The sequence below is a fragment of the Acidovorax sp. DMC1 genome, from assembly GCF_056314325.1.
In genome coordinates, this window is sequence record NZ_JBQUYO010000005.1 from 1 (window position 1) to 15,443 (window position 15,443).

The 15,443-nt window shown below is 65.8% G+C and carries 19 protein-coding genes; 11 read left to right on the plus strand and 8 right to left on the minus strand.

What is annotated here, in order from left to right; translation table 11 throughout:
• The first annotated feature begins 306 nt into the window (after window positions 1-306).
• The gene (locus ACT531_RS11970; protein WP_209820103.1) at window positions 307-1,344 is read left to right on the plus strand and encodes a LacI family DNA-binding transcriptional regulator; all 1,038 of its coding nucleotides are present in this window, start codon (window positions 307-309) and stop codon (window positions 1,342-1,344) included.
• Between the two features lie 30 nt (window positions 1,345-1,374).
• Here ACT531_RS11970 and ispF read toward each other — a convergent pair whose 3' ends face one another.
• Both ispF and ACT531_RS11980 read right to left on the minus strand, forming a co-directional pair.
• Window positions 1,375-1,854 (minus strand): 2-C-methyl-D-erythritol 2,4-cyclodiphosphate synthase, encoded by a 480-nt coding sequence (gene ispF / locus ACT531_RS11975; RefSeq protein ID WP_209820102.1) that lies wholly within the window; start codon window positions 1,852-1,854, stop codon window positions 1,375-1,377.
• A gap of 120 nt (window positions 1,855-1,974) precedes the next feature.
• On the minus strand, window positions 1,975-2,889 hold the full coding sequence (locus tag ACT531_RS11980; protein WP_209820101.1) for an IspD/TarI family cytidylyltransferase: 915 nt from the start codon (window positions 2,887-2,889) through the stop codon (window positions 1,975-1,977).
• Between the two features lie 97 nt (window positions 2,890-2,986).
• Here ACT531_RS11980 and mfd point away from each other — a divergent pair, with 97 nt between their 5' ends.
• The 6 genes from mfd (at window position 2,987) to serB (ending at window position 9,433) form a co-directional block, all read left to right on the plus strand.
• Window positions 2,987-6,451 (plus strand): transcription-repair coupling factor, encoded by a 3,465-nt coding sequence (mfd, locus tag ACT531_RS11985; RefSeq protein ID WP_476017574.1) that lies wholly within the window; start codon window positions 2,987-2,989, stop codon window positions 6,449-6,451.
• 72 nt (window positions 6,452-6,523) lie between these two features.
• Window positions 6,524-7,186 carry a hypothetical protein gene (locus tag ACT531_RS11990; RefSeq protein WP_295941790.1) on the plus strand — a complete coding sequence of 221 codons (663 nt, stop codon included), beginning with the start codon at window positions 6,524-6,526 and terminating at the stop codon, window positions 7,184-7,186.
• An 81-nt stretch (window positions 7,187-7,267) separates the two neighbouring features.
• Window positions 7,268-7,522 carry a ParD-like family protein gene (locus tag ACT531_RS11995; RefSeq protein WP_015014749.1) on the plus strand — a complete coding sequence of 85 codons (255 nt, stop codon included), beginning with the start codon at window positions 7,268-7,270 and terminating at the stop codon, window positions 7,520-7,522.
• Window positions 7,519-8,316, plus strand: coding sequence for a type I methionyl aminopeptidase (map, locus tag ACT531_RS12000; RefSeq protein WP_476017575.1), 798 nt, complete (start codon window positions 7,519-7,521; stop codon window positions 8,314-8,316). The genes ACT531_RS11995 and map overlap by 4 nt, the downstream gene beginning before the upstream one ends.
• 98 nt (window positions 8,317-8,414) lie before the next feature.
• On the plus strand, window positions 8,415-8,603 hold the full coding sequence (locus ACT531_RS12005) for a DUF3149 domain-containing protein (protein WP_015014751.1): 189 nt from the start codon (window positions 8,415-8,417) through the stop codon (window positions 8,601-8,603).
• Between the two features lie 116 nt (window positions 8,604-8,719).
• Window positions 8,720-9,433, plus strand: coding sequence for a phosphoserine phosphatase SerB (serB, locus tag ACT531_RS12010; RefSeq protein ID WP_056747189.1), 714 nt, complete (start codon window positions 8,720-8,722; stop codon window positions 9,431-9,433).
• A 92-nt stretch (window positions 9,434-9,525) separates the two neighbouring features.
• On the opposite strand, the gene ACT531_RS12015 is transcribed toward serB, so the two are convergent.
• Window positions 9,526-10,044, minus strand: a complete 519-nt coding sequence (locus ACT531_RS12015) for an RrF2 family transcriptional regulator (RefSeq protein ID WP_476017576.1) — start codon at window positions 10,042-10,044, stop codon at window positions 9,526-9,528.
• A 90-nt stretch (window positions 10,045-10,134) separates the two neighbouring features.
• Here ACT531_RS12015 and ytfE point away from each other — a divergent pair, with 90 nt between their 5' ends.
• Together ytfE and ACT531_RS12025 are read left to right on the plus strand one after the other, a co-directional pair.
• A complete protein-coding gene (ytfE, locus tag ACT531_RS12020; RefSeq protein WP_476017577.1) occupies window positions 10,135-10,884 on the plus strand; it encodes an iron-sulfur cluster repair protein YtfE in 750 nt (249 codons plus the stop codon).
• 17 nt (window positions 10,885-10,901) lie between these two features.
• Complete coding sequence (locus tag ACT531_RS12025; RefSeq protein ID WP_476017578.1) at window positions 10,902-11,378, plus strand: group III truncated hemoglobin; 477 nt, start codon at window positions 10,902-10,904, stop codon at window positions 11,376-11,378.
• Window positions 11,379-11,422: 44 nt separating this feature from the next.
• On the opposite strand, the gene ACT531_RS12030 is transcribed toward ACT531_RS12025, so the two are convergent.
• Window positions 11,423-11,596 (minus strand): LiaI-LiaF-like domain-containing protein, encoded by a 174-nt coding sequence (locus ACT531_RS12030; RefSeq protein WP_015014756.1) that lies wholly within the window; start codon window positions 11,594-11,596, stop codon window positions 11,423-11,425.
• A 37-nt stretch (window positions 11,597-11,633) separates the two neighbouring features.
• Complete coding sequence (locus tag ACT531_RS12035) at window positions 11,634-12,527, minus strand: LysR family transcriptional regulator (protein WP_476017579.1); 894 nt, start codon at window positions 12,525-12,527, stop codon at window positions 11,634-11,636.
• A gap of 335 nt (window positions 12,528-12,862) precedes the next feature.
• Between ACT531_RS12035 and ACT531_RS12040 the strand changes: the two genes are divergently transcribed.
• Both ACT531_RS12040 and ACT531_RS12045 read left to right on the plus strand, forming a co-directional pair.
• Window positions 12,863-13,246, plus strand: coding sequence for a GNAT family N-acetyltransferase (locus ACT531_RS12040; RefSeq protein WP_476017580.1), 384 nt, complete (start codon window positions 12,863-12,865; stop codon window positions 13,244-13,246).
• On the plus strand, window positions 13,221-14,345 hold the full coding sequence (locus tag ACT531_RS12045; RefSeq protein ID WP_476017581.1) for a branched-chain amino acid ABC transporter permease: 1,125 nt from the start codon (window positions 13,221-13,223) through the stop codon (window positions 14,343-14,345). The genes ACT531_RS12040 and ACT531_RS12045 overlap by 26 nt, the downstream gene beginning before the upstream one ends.
• Here the strand turns inward: ACT531_RS12045 and ACT531_RS12050 are convergent.
• From ACT531_RS12050 to ACT531_RS12060, 3 genes are read right to left on the minus strand one after another with little or no spacing between them, the layout of a single operon-like run.
• On the minus strand, window positions 14,300-14,512 hold the full coding sequence (locus ACT531_RS12050) for a DUF3820 family protein (RefSeq protein ID WP_015014757.1): 213 nt from the start codon (window positions 14,510-14,512) through the stop codon (window positions 14,300-14,302). The genes ACT531_RS12045 and ACT531_RS12050 overlap by 46 nt on opposite strands.
• 13 nt (window positions 14,513-14,525) lie before the next feature.
• Complete coding sequence (locus ACT531_RS12055) at window positions 14,526-14,888, minus strand: translation initiation factor Sui1 (protein WP_476017582.1); 363 nt, start codon at window positions 14,886-14,888, stop codon at window positions 14,526-14,528.
• On the minus strand, window positions 14,885-15,355 hold the full coding sequence (locus ACT531_RS12060; RefSeq protein WP_295941780.1) for a DUF2721 domain-containing protein: 471 nt from the start codon (window positions 15,353-15,355) through the stop codon (window positions 14,885-14,887). Before ACT531_RS12060 ends, ACT531_RS12055 begins: the two co-directional genes overlap by 4 nt.
• Window positions 15,356-15,443: the final 88 nt, after the last annotated feature.

Here is a 15,443-nt window from a genome sequence, read left to right on the forward strand (position 1 = left end):
CGGAAGTTGCCCTGCTCGTCGAAGTCGGTGATGGGGAACGAGAGCAGGCCGGAGCCCATGATGGTTTTGAGTTCTTGAGGGGTCATGGTGAATAGCGGGCGTTGGTTGCAGCGTCTCAACAGGTCATACAAGTCGCAAAAATTTGACTCGATAACTGTAAATTCTTGCGAATTACGAAAATGTTAACGTTAACATTATCAGACAACACAGTAAAAACCCTTATTTCTTCGAATTTTTTAGACGTGCCGCTACACGGGGGCGCAGACGCTGTCGGCCTCAAGTCACACGCGCTTAGACTCCACCCCCATGCAAGCTCCTGATCCGGCCCGCCCCGCCCCGCCCTCCGGTCGCGACCGCTCGGCGGTCACGCTGCGCGAGGTGGCCGAACGGGCGGGCGTGTCGATGATTACCGTGTCACGCGCCATCAACACGCCGCAGCAGGTGTCTGAACGGACAAGAGCACGGGTTCAGGAGGCCGTGTCGGCCCTGGGCTACGTGCCCAACCTCGTGGCAGGTGGTTTGCGCTCGGCGCGAAGCCATGTGGTGACGGCCCTGGTGCCCACGCTCACAGGGCCCTTGTTCGGTGAAATGGTGCAGGCCCTCACCGATGCGCTGGAACTGCGCGGCTTTCAGGTCATGGTGGGCCAGGTGGGCTATGCACGCTCCCGCGAAGACGCGCTGCTGCGCGCCATCGTGGGCCGGCGGCCCGATGGGATCGTGCTCACGGGGGTCATGCATTCGCCCGAAGGACGGCGCTTGCTGATGGCCTCGGGCATTCCGGTGGTTGAAACCTGGGACTTCACCGACACCCCCATCGACATGCTCGTCGGCCTGCGCCATGAAGCGCTCGGCGCCGCCGTGTGCGAGCACCTGTTCGCCAGGGGACGGCGACGGCTGGCTCTGCTGAGCGGTGGTGATGAGCGTGCCGCGCGGCGCGCCCAGGGTTTTGCCGACGCCGCTGCACGCCTGGGTCTGCGCCCGCCCGCCGTTCGACTGGGTAAATCGCCCACCACCCACGCAGATGGCCGTGCCGGGCTGGCTGCCCTGTTGGCCGACGTTCCCGATATCGACGCTGTGTTCTGCAGCTCCGACATGCTGGCCCTGGGCGTGCTGACCGAAGCCAGGGCACGCGGCATCGCGGTACCACAGCAACTCGCGGTGGTGGGATTTGGCGACATCGACTTTGCCGAAACGGTCACTCCGGCCCTTTCCACGGTGCGCATTGATGGCACGCGCATGGGGCAGACGGCTGCTGGATGGATTGCCGACCGGGCCGAAGGCAAAGCAGTCGCCCAGAGCGTGGTGGACATCGGCTTTTCCATCGTGGAGCGCGGCAGCAGCTGAGCGCTGCAGACGCCGTTGCAGAAGGCTGGGTTATGCCCGGTACACCAGCGCGATGGCCCGTGCCTCCATGGCCAAGCCCTGCCCCACCGGGCCCAGGCGCTCGGCCGTCTTGGCCTTCACATTGACCTGGCCCTCGGCCACGCCCACCGCCCTGGCGATGGCGGCCCGCATGCCGGGGATGTGCGCCGCCAGGCGCGGGGCCTGGGCGACGACCGTGCTGTCGATGTTGCCGATCTCAAAGCCCACGGCGCGCACCCGCCGTGCCGCCTCGGCCAGCAGCACGCCGGAGTCGGCGCCGCGAAACGCAGCGTCGGTGTCGGGAAAGTGACTGCCAATGTCCCCCAACGCTGCGGCCCCCAGCAAGGCATCGGTGATGGCGTGCAGCAGCACATCGGCGTCCGAGTGGCCCAGCAGGCCCGTGGGGTGGGCAATCTCCACCCCGCCAATCACCAACCGGCGGCCGGGCACCAAGGCATGCACATCCCAGCCTTCTCCAATCCTGAAATTCATCTGCTTGCCTTTGTCTTTGTGATTGTTTGAGTGTTGGGTCGCCGGTGCAGTCCGTCAGACTCCCAAGCCGCGCAACGTTGGCAGCAGACCGGTGATGCCAGCAGCCCTTGTGCTATGGGCTTAAAAAAGATTCTTCTTGCCGGGGGCCATGTTCACCTGCCCCCGCTCGCCCCCAAAACGCTCCAGCGTGGTGCTGTGCGCCCGCTGGGCCAGCACGGCAGCCGCCAGCGCAAAGTCGTCCGGGTAAGTGACCTTGAAATTCTGTGCCCCGCCGGGCACCAGCCGGGGGTGAAAGCCCATGGCCTCCATGGCGCTGGCTTCATCGGTCACGTTGGAGCCCACCTTGTCAATCGCCTCCATCAGCGGGCCGATGCGGAACATCTGGGGCGTCTGCGCCAGCCACTTGTCGCTGCGGTCCACGGTAGAAGCCACGCGCACGCCGCCCGGGCCGTCGATGGAAGTCTTGAGCGTGTCGGCCAGCTTGTGCGCCAGCAGCCCGCCCACACTGTCGCCCGCGCACTGGTCGATGAGCGCATCGATCTGCTCTGAGGTCACCAGGCAGCGCGCAGCGTCATGCACCAGGACCCAGTCGTCAGGCTGCGCACCACGCTCCAGCAGCGCCTTGAGGCCGCCCAGCACCGTGTCGGCACGCGTGGGGCCACCACACTCGACCACAAAAAATGCGGGGTGGGCATGGGCATCCAAAAAGCGATCTCCCGGTGCCACAGCCACCAGCGTGCCCAGCAGGCGCCCGACACCGGCAAAGGCAGCCAGTGTGTGCAGCACCATCGGGTGGCCTGCCACCAGGTGGTATTGCTTGGGCAGCGGGCCCGCCGCCGCAGGAGCGCTGGCAGACAGCGCTGCGGCAGGCGAGAACGCCGCCACGGTCGATGCCTGCACGGGCTGTGCTGGAGGGGGGCTGCCTGCACCTGCCAGCACAGCCCGTGACCCAACCCCGGCGCAGGGCACCAGCGCCCAAAAACGCCCTTGGGCCGACAAGGGGGTGAGCGAGGGGTGCAGCAGGGAAGCAGTCATGGAGCGCTCATTCTAAAATCTCCCGTTGCCCCCGATCCAACCCGTGCGTGTTTCGCGCCCCTGGGGATGCGGCGGGCCCACTGACGACACCGTCCGCATGGAACTCCCCAAACTCTCCCCCGGAAAACGCTTTGCCCTGCCCCGCCCCGTGGGCAGTGCCGACTCCCTGCTGCTGGCCCGCCTGGCCGAACGCGACAAGGCCGCCGGCCGTACCACCGCCATCGTCACGGCCGATGCCACCGACGCGCAGCGGCTCATCGACGAGATGGCCTTTTTTGCGCCCGGCCTGCGCTGCGCGCTGTTCCCCGACTGGGAAACGCTGCCCTACGACACGTTCAGCCCGCACCAGGACCTGATCAGCGAGCGGCTGGCCACGCTGTGGCGCATCTCGCAGGGTGAGGCCGATGTGGTGCTGGTGCCCGCCACCACGGCGCTGTACCGCCTTGCCCCGCCGTCCTTCCTGGCGGGCTACACCTTCCACTTCAAGGTGAAGCAAAAGCTGGACGAAGCCAAGTTCAAGGCCCAGCTCACGCTGGCCGGCTACTCCCACGTCTCGCAGGTGGTCAGCCCCGGCGAATACGCCGTGCGCGGCGGGCTGATCGACCTGTTCCCCATGGGCTCGCTGGTGCCCTACCGGGTGGACCTGTTCGACGACGAGATCGACAGCATCCGCACCTTCGACCCCGACAGCCAGCGCAGCCTGTACCCCGTGCCCGAGGTGCGCCTCTTGCCCGGCCGCGAGTTCCCCATGGACGACGACGCGCGCGCCAAATTCCGCAGCCGCTGGCGCGAAATGCTGGAGGGCGACCCGACCAAGAGCCGCATCTACAAGGACATGGGCGCGGGCGTGGCCACGGCCGGCATCGAGTACTACCTGCCGCTGTTCTTCGACGACACGGCCACCGTGTTCGACTACCTGGGCGAGCAGGCCACCGTGGTGCTGCACGGCGACCTGGAGCCCGCCTTCCAGCGCTTCTGGCAGGACACGCGCGACCGTTTCCGCCTGGTGCAGGGCGACCCGGAGCGGCCGGTGCTGCCGCCCGAGACGCTGTTCCTTTCGGCCGACCAGTTCTACACCCGCGCCAAGGAGCATGCCCAGCTGGCCATCCGCCCCGGCGTGGAGGACGTGGAGGACAACCCGCACTTTCAGAAACTGGGCGACCTGTCAGTGGTGCGCGGGGCCGAAGACCCACTGGCGCGCCTGCACGCCCATATCCGCAACACACAGCACCGCGTGCTGCTGCTGGCCGAGAGCGATGGCCGGCGCGAGAGCCTGCTCGACTTCCTGCGCGCCAGCGGCGTGAACCCGCCGGCCTTCGACTCGCTGGCCGAGTTCCAGGGCACGGCCGACGAAAAGGTGGGCATCGCCACCGCCGGCCTCACCGTGGGCTTCAGCTGGATCGAGGACGGCATTGACTTCGTCACCGAGACCGAGCTGTTTGCCGCCGGCCCCACCACGCGCCGCCGCAAGAAGCAGGAGCAAGTCAGCGATGTCGAGGCGCTGATCAAGGACCTGGCCGAGCTAACCTTGGGCGACCCCGTGGTGCACAGCCAGCATGGCATTGGCCGCTACCGGGGCCTGATCAACATGGACGTGGGCAACAAGAACCCCGACGGCACGCCCGCCATGCAGGAGTTCTTGCACCTCGAATACGCCGACAAGGCCGTGCTGTACGTGCCCGTGAGCCAGCTGCAGCTCATCAGCCGCTACACCGGCGTGAGCGCCGACGAGGCGCCGCTGCACAAGCTCGGTAGCGGCCAGTGGGAAAAGGCCAAGCGCAAGGCGGCCGAGCAGGTGCGCGACAGCGCGGCCGAGCTGCTCAACATCTACGCCCGCCGCGCGGCGCGCGAAGGCCATGCCTTCCGCTACAGCCCGCAGGACTACGAGACCTTTGCCAACGACTTCGGCTTCGAAGAAACCGCCGACCAGAACGCCGCCATCCACGCGGTGATCCAGGACATGATCAGCCCGCGCCCCATGGACCGACTGGTCTGCGGCGACGTGGGCTTCGGCAAGACCGAGGTGGCCCTGCGCGCGGCCTTCGTGGCCGTCACGGGGGGCAAGCAGGTGGCCTTCCTCGCGCCCACCACGCTGCTGGCCGAGCAGCACTACCAGACCCTGGTGGACCGCTTCAGCAAGTGGCCGGTGAAGGTGGCCGAGGTCTCGCGCTTTCGTTCGGGCAAGGAGATCACCGCCACCATCAAGGGCATCGGCGACGGCACGGTGGACATCGTGGTGGGCACGCACAAGCTGCTTTCCGAATCCACCAAGTTCCACAACCTGGGCCTGCTCATCATCGACGAGGAGCACCGCTTTGGCGTGCGCCACAAGGAGCAGATGAAGGCCCTGCGCGCCGAGGTGGATGTGCTCACCCTCACCGCAACCCCCATCCCGCGCACGCTGGGCATGGCGCTTGAAGGGCTGCGCGATCTCTCGGTCATCGCCACCGCGCCGCAGCGGCGCCTGGCGATCAAGACCTTTGTGCGCAACGAGGGCACGGGCGTGATCCGCGAGGCGGTGCTGCGCGAATTGAAGCGAGGCGGGCAGGTCTACTTCCTGCACAACGAGGTGGAGACCATCGAGAACCGCCGCCAGAAGCTCGAAGAGATCCTGCCCGAGGCCCGCATTGCCGTGGCCCACGGCCAGATGCCCGAGCGCGAGCTGGAGCGCGTGATGCGCGACTTCGTGGCCCAGCGCTTCAACATCCTGCTGTGCTCGACCATCATCGAGACCGGCATCGACGTGCCCACGGCCAACACCATCATCATGAGCCGTGCCGACAAGTTCGGCCTGGCGCAGCTGCACCAGCTGCGCGGCCGCGTGGGCCGCAGCCACCACCAGGCGTACGCCTACCTCATGGTGCCCGACGTGGATGGCCTGACCAAGCAGGCACAGCAGCGGCTCGAAGCCATCCAGCAGATGGAGGAACTGGGCAGCGGCTTTTACCTGGCCATGCACGACCTGGAGATCCGCGGTGCAGGCGAGGTGCTGGGCGAGAACCAGAGCGGCAACATGCTCGAAGTCGGCTTCCAGCTCTACAACGAGATGCTGAACGAGGCCGTCAAGGCGCTCAAGGCGGGCAAGGAGCCCGACCTGCTCTCGCCCCTGTCCGTCACCACCGACATCAACCTGCACGCCCCCGCTCTGCTGCCCGACGACTACTGCGGCGACGTGCACCTGCGCCTGTCGTTCTACAAGAAGCTGGCCACGGCCAAGACCCCCGACCAGATCGACGGCCTGCTCGAAGAGATCGTGGACCGCTTCGGCAAGCTGCCGCCGCAGGCCCAGACCCTGATCGACGTGCACCGCCTGCGCGTGCTGAGCCAGCCCTACGGCGTGGTGAAGGTCGATGCCGCTCCGGGCGTCATCAACATCACCTTCAAGCCCCAGCCGCCGATTGATCCGATGCGCATCATCGAGCTGATCCAGAAGAACAAGCACATCAAGCTGGCGGGCAACGAAAAGCTGCGCATCGAGCGCGAGCTGAAGGAGCCCAAGGACCGCGCACAGATGGTGCGCGACATTTTGCGCAGCCTGGGGCAACCCGTGGTGGCTGCATAGCGTTTTACAAGCCAAAGAGGCTGCAAGCTATAGTGAATCATGCGCTGATAGCTATCAAAAGAGAAGCAAACAATGTGGCTGGAGTCTCTTCTCGCGCTGGTGACGCTGACGGCCGCCCTGGCCACGCGGCCCTGGCGCCTGCTGGCCAGCCGCAAGCCGCTGGTGCATGAGTCCCACGGTGCGGCGTCTCCGCTGTGGACGCCGTTGCTGGCCACGCTGGTGTTTTTGCCCTGGATGTGGGCCCTGCCTACCCTGCATGCGATGCCGCTGCAATTGCAATGGTCGGGCGCGTGTCTGGTGGTGCTGATGCTGGGCTGGCCGCTGGCCATCCCCGTGCTGCTGGCGGTGGGCGCCATTGCGGGCCTGCTTTCACCCGCCCTGGACTGGGCCGACGCGCTGGGCGCCGCCATCTGGCTGGGTGTGGTGCCCGCCACGCTGGCCCTGGCGCTGGGCGCACTGCTGCGGCGCTGGGTGGGCACCCAGCCATTTGTGTACGTGCTGGGCCGGGCTTTTCTGGGCACCGTGGCCTGCGTGTTCGCCGCCGGTGTGCTCTCGCAATGGACCGGACACCTGTTGCCGGGTGTGGGCAACGAGCTGTCGCTGGTGGCCCGCTGGCTCATGGCCTGGGGCGACGGGTTTGTGACGGGCATGCTCGCGGCCATCTTTGTGGCCTTCAAGCCCGAGTGGCTGGCCACCTGGTCGGACCAGCTCTATCTGAAGCGGCCGCCGCAGTAGCGCAGCGTTGCCAACGCACACCACAAGGACTGCAGACACGCAGCGATACGAAACATATATGTTTCGCATACAATTCACTGCATGGGTATTGTCAAAATTTCAGACCAAATGCACGAGAACCTGCGCGTTGCCAGCAACGCCCTGTCTCGCTCCATCAACGCACAGGCAGAGCACTGGATGCGCATCGGCATGCTGGCCGAACTGCATCCCAACCTCGATCACAGCGACATCTGCCAGTTGCTGATCCGCGCCGAGCAGGCCGGAGGCTTCGATCTGGACACGGTGGCGGCCTCTGTGGCCGCCAAGCCGGGCCACAGCGGGCGGCGCGTTCAATGAAGTCGTCCCGCGTCACCCTGCGCTCCCCCGCCGAAATCGCCCAGGCGCGTGAGGCCGGCCACCTGGCCGCCCGCGTGCTGCACATGATCACGCCACACGTGCAGCCCGGCGTCAGCACCGAGGCGCTGGACCGGCTCTGCCACGACTACATCGTGAACGAACTGCAGGTCACCCCCGCCAACGTGGGCTACCTGGGATATCCCAAAACGGTGTGTACCTCGGTCAACCACGTGATCTGCCACGGCATTCCGTCGCCCGGCCAAGTGCTCAAGTCGGGCGACATCATCAACATCGACGTGGCCATCATCAAGGACGGCTGGTTTGGTGACACCAGCCGCATGTACTTTGTGGGCGAGCCCAGCCCGCTGGCGCGCCGACTGGTGGACACCACCTACGAAGCCATGTGCGCGGGCATTGCCCAGGTGCGTCCCGGCGCCACGCTGGGCGATGTGGGCCATGCCATACAGAGCGTGGCCCACCGCGAGCGGTTCAGCGTGGTGCGCGAATACTGCGGCCACGGCATCGGGCAGATCTACCACGACGAGCCCCAGGTGCTGCACTACGGGCAGCGTGGCCAGGGCCTGCGGCTGGAGGAAGGCATGGTCTTCACCATCGAGCCCATGATCAACGCCGGCAAGCGCGATACGCAGGAGCTGGCCGACGGCTGGACCGTGGTCACCCGCGACCGCTCGCTGTCCGCCCAGTGGGAACACATGGTGGCCGTGACGGCCGATGGGTTCGAGCTGCTCACGCCCTGGCCCGAAGGCACTGGCCGCTATCCCGCCATGGTTTGACCTGCATCTTGCCCGCACGCCGCAGTCTTTGACACAGCACAAGCAGCCGCCGCAGGGACCGTCCGATAGTGGTGAACACCACCACAAGGAGGGTCTCCATGAAGCTGCTGAACGATCTGTTTTCCACCGACTACGGCCTGATGAGCATCATCGGCATCGGGTTCATGATCTGCATGGCCGCATTTTTTGTGCGCATGTTCCTGGTCAAGATGAACGAGCCGCCCCAGCCCAACCCGGCCGCCAAGGCGCTGAAAGGCGGCAGCCAGAACCTTCCGCATCCGCGCTGAGGCAAAGGATCTGACGAGAGCCTGCGCGCGAAGCACTGCGGGCAAGGCGGGAGCAGAAGCCCGCCGGGGATACCATTGCGGGTTCTTACCCCCGCATTTGTTCCCCTTTTTCTGCCATGACCCACGCTACCGAATTCGCCCCTGGCCTCGTCATCCAGGGCATCGAGCCTCCGCTGTCCCTGTCTGCCTACAAGCTCATCGCTTTTGACATGGACTCCACCCTCATCAACATCGAGTGCGTGGACGAGATCGCCGATGCCGCCGGTCGCAAGGCCGAGGTGGCCGCCATCACGGAGGCGGCCATGCAGGGCGTGATCACCGACTACAAGGAGAGCCTGCGCCAGCGTGTGGCGCTGCTCAAGGGCGTGACGGTGCAGCACATGGAGCAGGTGTTCACCGAGCGCCTGCGCTTCAACCCCGGCGCCAAGGAGCTGATCACCGCCGCCAAGGCCGCAGGCCTGACCACGCTGCTGGTCTCGGGCGGCTTCACCTTCTTTGCCGACCGCGTGAAGGCGGGCCTGGGCATCGACTTTGCGCGCTCCAACATGCTGGAAGTGCAAGACGGCCAGCTGACCGGCCGCATGGTGGACCAGGCCTGGGGCGACATCTGCGACGGCGCAGAAAAGCGCCGCACGCTGCTGGAAGTGGCCTCGCTCATGGGCATTTCGCCGCAGCAAGCGATTGCCGTGGGCGATGGCGCTAACGACCTGCCGATGATGGGTGCCGCCGGCCTGTCGGTGGCCTACCACGCCAAGCCCGCCGTGCGTGCACAGGCCAAGGTGGCCATCAACCAGGGCGGACTCGACCGCTTGCTCGAAGTGCTGCGCTGAGCGGCGTGGCGCCTCAGTACGTACAGGGCGCCACTGGAAACTATTAATTTGATAGCTATCCAGGCATGTAGCACTAGCGCATCACGCCGTTTTTATTCAAAACCCGGTGTATCGGGCAATCCGGGCACCAGCGCGGCCTTGCGGCGGGCACTGCCTGCACGCGGGGCCGCCACCGTGGCCTGCAGCGCCACACCCTGCGGTGCAGTGGGCGCCACCAGGTCCGCCAGCGTGACGCCATCCAGCACCGCCAGATAGGCCTGCATGGCCTGACCCAGCACCCCTTTGAGCCGACAGTGGCTGCTCAGGCGGCACTGGTTGGAGGCCGGGTCAAAACACTCCACCAGGTTGAAGTCCGTCTCGGTGGCTCGCACCACCGCGCCAATGTGGATGGACGAGGCCGGCACCATCAGCCGCATGCCACCGCCCCGCCCGCGCGTGGTCTCCAGCAGGCCCTGGGCCGACAGCTGCTGCACGATCTTCATCAGGTGGCTGCGCGAGATGCCGTAGCCCTCGGCCACCTCCGTGATGGTGACGGGCTGCGCCCGCCCCTCGGTGGCAGCGCAGTACATCAGCACGCGCAGCGTGTAGTCGGTCCATTGGGTCAGTCGCATGGGTTTGCCGCAGATCAATCAAAAAGATACATACAGCCTGAATTTTATTCGCTAAAATATTCACACTATATGAATCTTTAAAGGACCGCCATGAACGCCCGCATCGACACCCTGCACGCCACAGCCCCCACCACCCCGCTGCCACTGAGCGCCGAGCAGCAGATCGGCCAGATCGCCGTGCAGTTGCCGGGCGCCACGGCGGTGTTTCGGCGCCTCAAGCTGGACTTTTGCTGCGGCGGCCAAGTGAGTCTGGCCAAGGCGGCTGCCAACAAGGGGCTGGACGCCGACGCCGTGCTGGCCGAGCTGGCGGCCCTGCAGCGCAGCGACGCCGTGCCCGAGGCAGCGTCGCCCAGTGCGCTCATCGACCACATCCTGGCGCGCTACCACGAGGTGCACCGCCAGCAGTTGCCCGAGCTGATCCGCATGGCCCGCCGCGTGGAGGCTGTGCACCGCGACCACCCGCAGGTGCCGGCCGGCCTGGCCGACCACCTGGAGGCCATGCACGAGGAGCTGCTGTCGCACATGCTCAAGGAAGAGCAGGTGCTGTTCCCCATGCTCAAGAACGGCGGCAACCCGTTTGTGGGCCAGCCCATCGGCATGATGCGCGCCGAACATGTGGACCATGGCGAGGCGCTGGACAAGCTCAACGCGCTGACGAATGACGCCACGCCTCCCCAAGGTGCATGCAACACCTGGCGCGCGCTCTACGCGGGCATTGCCCAGCTGGGCGACGACCTCATCAACCACATCCACCTGGAAAACAACGTGCTGTTTCCGCGGTTCGAAGCCAGCGCTGCGCCCGCGCAAGCTTGTGCCACGTCAGCCTGCGGTTGCCAGTGAGCGGGCACACTGCCGCCATGACCGACGAAGCCACCCACACACAGCCCACCAGCCAGATCGCCCCCAGCGTGGAGAGCATCACGCAGCTGGTGCACGGCTTTTATGGGGATGTGCGGCGCGACCCGCTGTTGGGCCCGGTGTTTGAAAAGGCACTGCACGGCCAGTGGGACGCCCACCTGCAGCGGCTGGTGGACTTCTGGAGCACCGTCGCGCTGGGCACCCGCAGCTTCAAGGGCGATGTCTTCGGCAAACACATGGCGCTGGAGGGCGTCACCCCTGCCCACTTTGCGGCCTGGGTGGGGCTGTGGCAACAACACACCAGCCGTCTGTTTGCACCCGAGGTGGCGCGCGACCTGCAGGTGGCGGCCCATGGCATTGCACGCAACCTGTTCCGGGGCTACTTTGGCAACGACCCTGGTTTTGTGCAGCCCCGCGAGGAGCATGGCGGGCACGGCGCCCAACCCCGCGGCAGCGAAGGGGCCCATCAGGGCTGAGGACTGGCACCTCGCGCGCCAGCAGGGCCCGCGCCCTCCCCGGATTATTTGCTCTTGTTGCCCGGCGTGAAGAACAGCGCTACGCCAACCGCAATCAGCGCCACCGGCCACCAAACGCGCAGCAGCTCGCGCAGGCTGATGCTGATCAGTCCCAGGTTGGTCAGCAGAAAAAACACGCCCAGTACGACCAGAACGATCGCTGCGATATTGCCCTTCATGTGCATTCCCTCGGTGTGGTTGTTGGTATGGCCGCGATTATGGCGGGCTGGACAACTGCGCGCCCAGATGATCCACCCACACGCGCACCTTGGGCGACAGATGGCGACTGGAGGGCCACAACGCCCGGAACTGGCGGGCCGGGCCCAGGTGCGGCTCCAGCACGCTCACCAGCCGCCCTTCTGCCAGGGCATCGCGCACCAGAAAGTCGGGCATGCAGGCAATACCGATCCCCCGCAGGGTAGCCCCCAGAACGGCTTCGATGTTGTTGCAGGCCAGCACCGTGCGAAGGGGTGGCTCGTCACCTGCCAGGTCCTCACGCCACGGCCAGTCGAGCAGTTTGCCGGAATCCGGGTGGCGAAAGCGCACGCACGCATGCTGCGCCAGATCACGCAGTTCAGCCGGAGTGCCATGGCGCTCCAGGTAGCTGGGCGCAGCACACAGCAGCAGCCGAAAGGTCTGCAAGGGCCGCGACACCAAGCGTGAATCGCGCAGGTCGCCACTGCGAATCGCCACGTCAATGCCTTCGTCGATCAGATCGATCGCACGGTCGCTGAACGTGATGTCCAGTTCCACCTCGGGGTAGCGCGCCAAAAACTCCGGCACCAACGGGATCAGGAAGTGATAGCCCACGATGGGCGCACTCACCCGCAACTTTCCCCGTGGAGTCTCCCGCGAGAGCGACAACATGGCCTGCGCGTCATCCAGGTCGTCCAGCACGCGTCGGCAGCGCTCATGGAACAGGCGCCCCTCTGCCGTGAGCTGGATGCGCCGGGTGCTGCGCTGCAATAGGCGCACGCCCACCTCTTGCTCCAGCCGCGCCACGCCCTTACCCACGGCAGACGCCGATATCTCCAGCGCCCGTCCGGCGGCCACAAAGCTGCCCAGCTCTGCCGTTTTTACGAAGGCCAACATGCCACTGAGCTTGTCCATCTGCGTTCTTCACTCCAGTTGAGTACGTTGTGAGTACGGCCGATTCAATCCATCCATTCCGCAATAAAAGGAATGAAAGCCACTTTTTGGCTGATTCGATCCAGTCTAACCTTCTTGTACTTCCACACATCCACCCCATGCCGAACCCGTCATTCCTTCGCGCCCACTCCGCCAGTGCATGCGAAACCCGAAAGTCGCTGATGGGTTTGCAGGCTGAATATCTGCGCTGGGTGCATGGCGAAATAGCCCGGTGCTTTCCGGCCCTATCCCCGCGTGCCGGCTTGTCGCTGCCCTTGGAGGACCTGCCCGGATGGAAGGCGTCCCAGACCGACAACATGCCAAACAGCGTGTACTACCTGATCACGGTGGATGGCGAAGCCGCAGGCATGTGTGGCCTGCGGCCCTTGGGCCCAGGCACCGTTGAAGTCAAGCGCCTGTACGTGCGCCCCGCCTACCGGGGGCTGCATCTCGGCTCGTCGGCACTGCGCAAGCTGTACGCAGATGCCTGTCAGGCGGGCTACACCCGCATTTGTCTGGACACCGCCCTTTTCATGCAGGCAGCACACCGCCTGTACGAAGCCCACGGCTACGCCGACTGCGCGGCCTACGAAGGCACCGAGGTGCCGCTGGCACTGCACAGCCGCTGGCGCTTCATGCAGCGTCCCATCCACCGCCCCAGCCACGGCACCACCCATGAGCACGATCTTCGAACGGCGTAGCACGCAAGCAGGCCTGGTCCTCGCAGTGCTCCTGCTGCCCCTGGTACTGCAACCCTTCGGCCACCACTGGGTGCGCGTTGCTGACGTCAGCCTGCTGTACGTGATGCTGGCACTGGGCCTGAACGTGGTGGTGGGTTATGCGGGCCTGCTGGACCTGGGGTATGTGGCCTTCTACGCACTGGGGGCCTACCTGTTTGCCCTGCTGACCTCACCCCACCTGACCGACCACTTTGCATGGATCGCTGCGCTGTTCCCTGAGGGGTTGCACGCCCCCTGGTGGGTGACCATCCCGCTGGGCGCTGCGTGCGCGGCCCTCCTCGGCATGCTGCTGGGAGCCCCAACCCTCAAGCTGCGGGGGGACTACCTGGCCGTGGTCACCCTGGGCTTTGGCGAAATCGTGCGCCTGCTGGTCATCAACATGAGCCACCCCGTCAATATCACCCAGGGCGCCCAGGGTCTGGGCTTGATTGACCCGGTGCACATCCTGGGGGTGGACCTGGGCCGTCCCTTAGTGGTGGCGGGCCATGAGGTGGCGTCAGTCACGCTGTACTACTACCTGTTCCTGGCGCTCGTGACGCTCACCATCGTTGTCTGCCAGCGCCTTCAGCACTCCCGCATCGGCCGCGCATGGATGGCCATCCGCGACGACGAAACCGCAGCGCGGTCCATGGGCATCAATACCCGCAACCTCAAGCTGCTGGCCTTTGGCGTGGGCGCCAGCTTTGGCGGAGTGACTGGCGCCATGTTTGCGGCTTTTCAGTGCTTTGTGTCCCCCGAGGCCTTCAGCCTGCAAGAGTCTGTGCTCATCGTCGCGATGGTGGTGTTTGGCGGCATGGGGCATATCCCCGGGGTGGTCCTGGGAGCCGTGCTGCTCGCAGCGCTGCCAGAGCTGCTGCGCTATGTGGTGGGCCCCCTGCAGACTGCAACACACGGGCTGCTGGATGCGGGCGTGATGCGCCCGCTGCTGATTGCCTTGGCCATGATCATCACCATGCTGTGGCGCTCCAGCGGCCTGTGGCCAGCGCCCGATGCGGCGCAGGCACTGGGGAAGAATCAACGCCCCCGCAAGGGCCGCAGCAGGTCCGACAGCCCGTTGTGATCGATCTCGTGCATCAGCGCCAGCAACTGGCCCAGCTCGCCCTTGGGAAACCCTTCGCGCGCAAACCAGTTGAGGTAGTTGCCCGGCAAGTCGGCCAGCAGCGTGCCTTTGTGCTTGCCGTACGGCATCTCGGTGGTGACCAGGCGTTGCAGTTTCTCTGCGTCCATTGCCCCGCCTCGCTCAACCGCCCGCGCGCTTGACCTTGTGGCCCAGCTTCTGCAGCGCGGCCATCACGCGTTCCACATGGTCGCCCTGCACTTCGATCACGCCGTCCTTCACCGTGCCGCCGCTGCCACACGCGGTCTTGAGCTGCTTGCCCAGTTGCTCCAGCGCGGCCTCGTCCACCAACACGCCCTTGACCAAGGTGACCGCCTTGCCGCCGCGCCCCTTGGTCTCGCGCGACACGCGCACGACGCCGTCGCCCGTGGGCAAGGGCTTGTTCTGCTTGCAGGTGCACTGCGCCACCGGCTGGCGGCAGGTGGGGCACATGCGGCCTGACTCGGTGGAATACACCAGGCCACCCAGGTCGGCAAAAGACTTCATGGCTGCTTCCCCTCCACTTCTTGCTGCAGCATGTGAAAGTCGAGCAGGCGCGTGGCCAGCAGCGTCTCGGTCAGAAAACACACCAGCGCCAGCAAAAAGCAGGCAACGCCCGCCAGAAACCCACCCACCGCGAGGCGGCTGGACTGGAAGTCCGTAGTTTCGCCCAGGAACAGCAGGATGATGGTCGTGCCGATCAGGAAGGCACAGAACGTCAGCAGCGCGATGCAGCCGTTGGCCAGCCGTCCGCGCAAGCGCAAGTCGCCCAGTTCTTTGTAGGCACGGGCCAGGAATTCGGGTTCGGTGTTGACGCGCGCGCGGTCTTCCACCACACGCGCCCGGTCGATGATGCGGGCCAGGCGGCCGGCTACCGCGCCGATCATCCCGGACACCGCAGTGAGCAAGAACACGGGCGCCACCGCCAGCTGGATGCCGTGGGTGATGGCAGAGGTATCAAGGGGCAAAGCCATGGGGTTCGGGTCCGGGAAAACTGTCAACGAAAAACGAGGCGGCCCGATTATCGGTTGCCCAACGCAGAGAACGGGCAATCGCATTCCC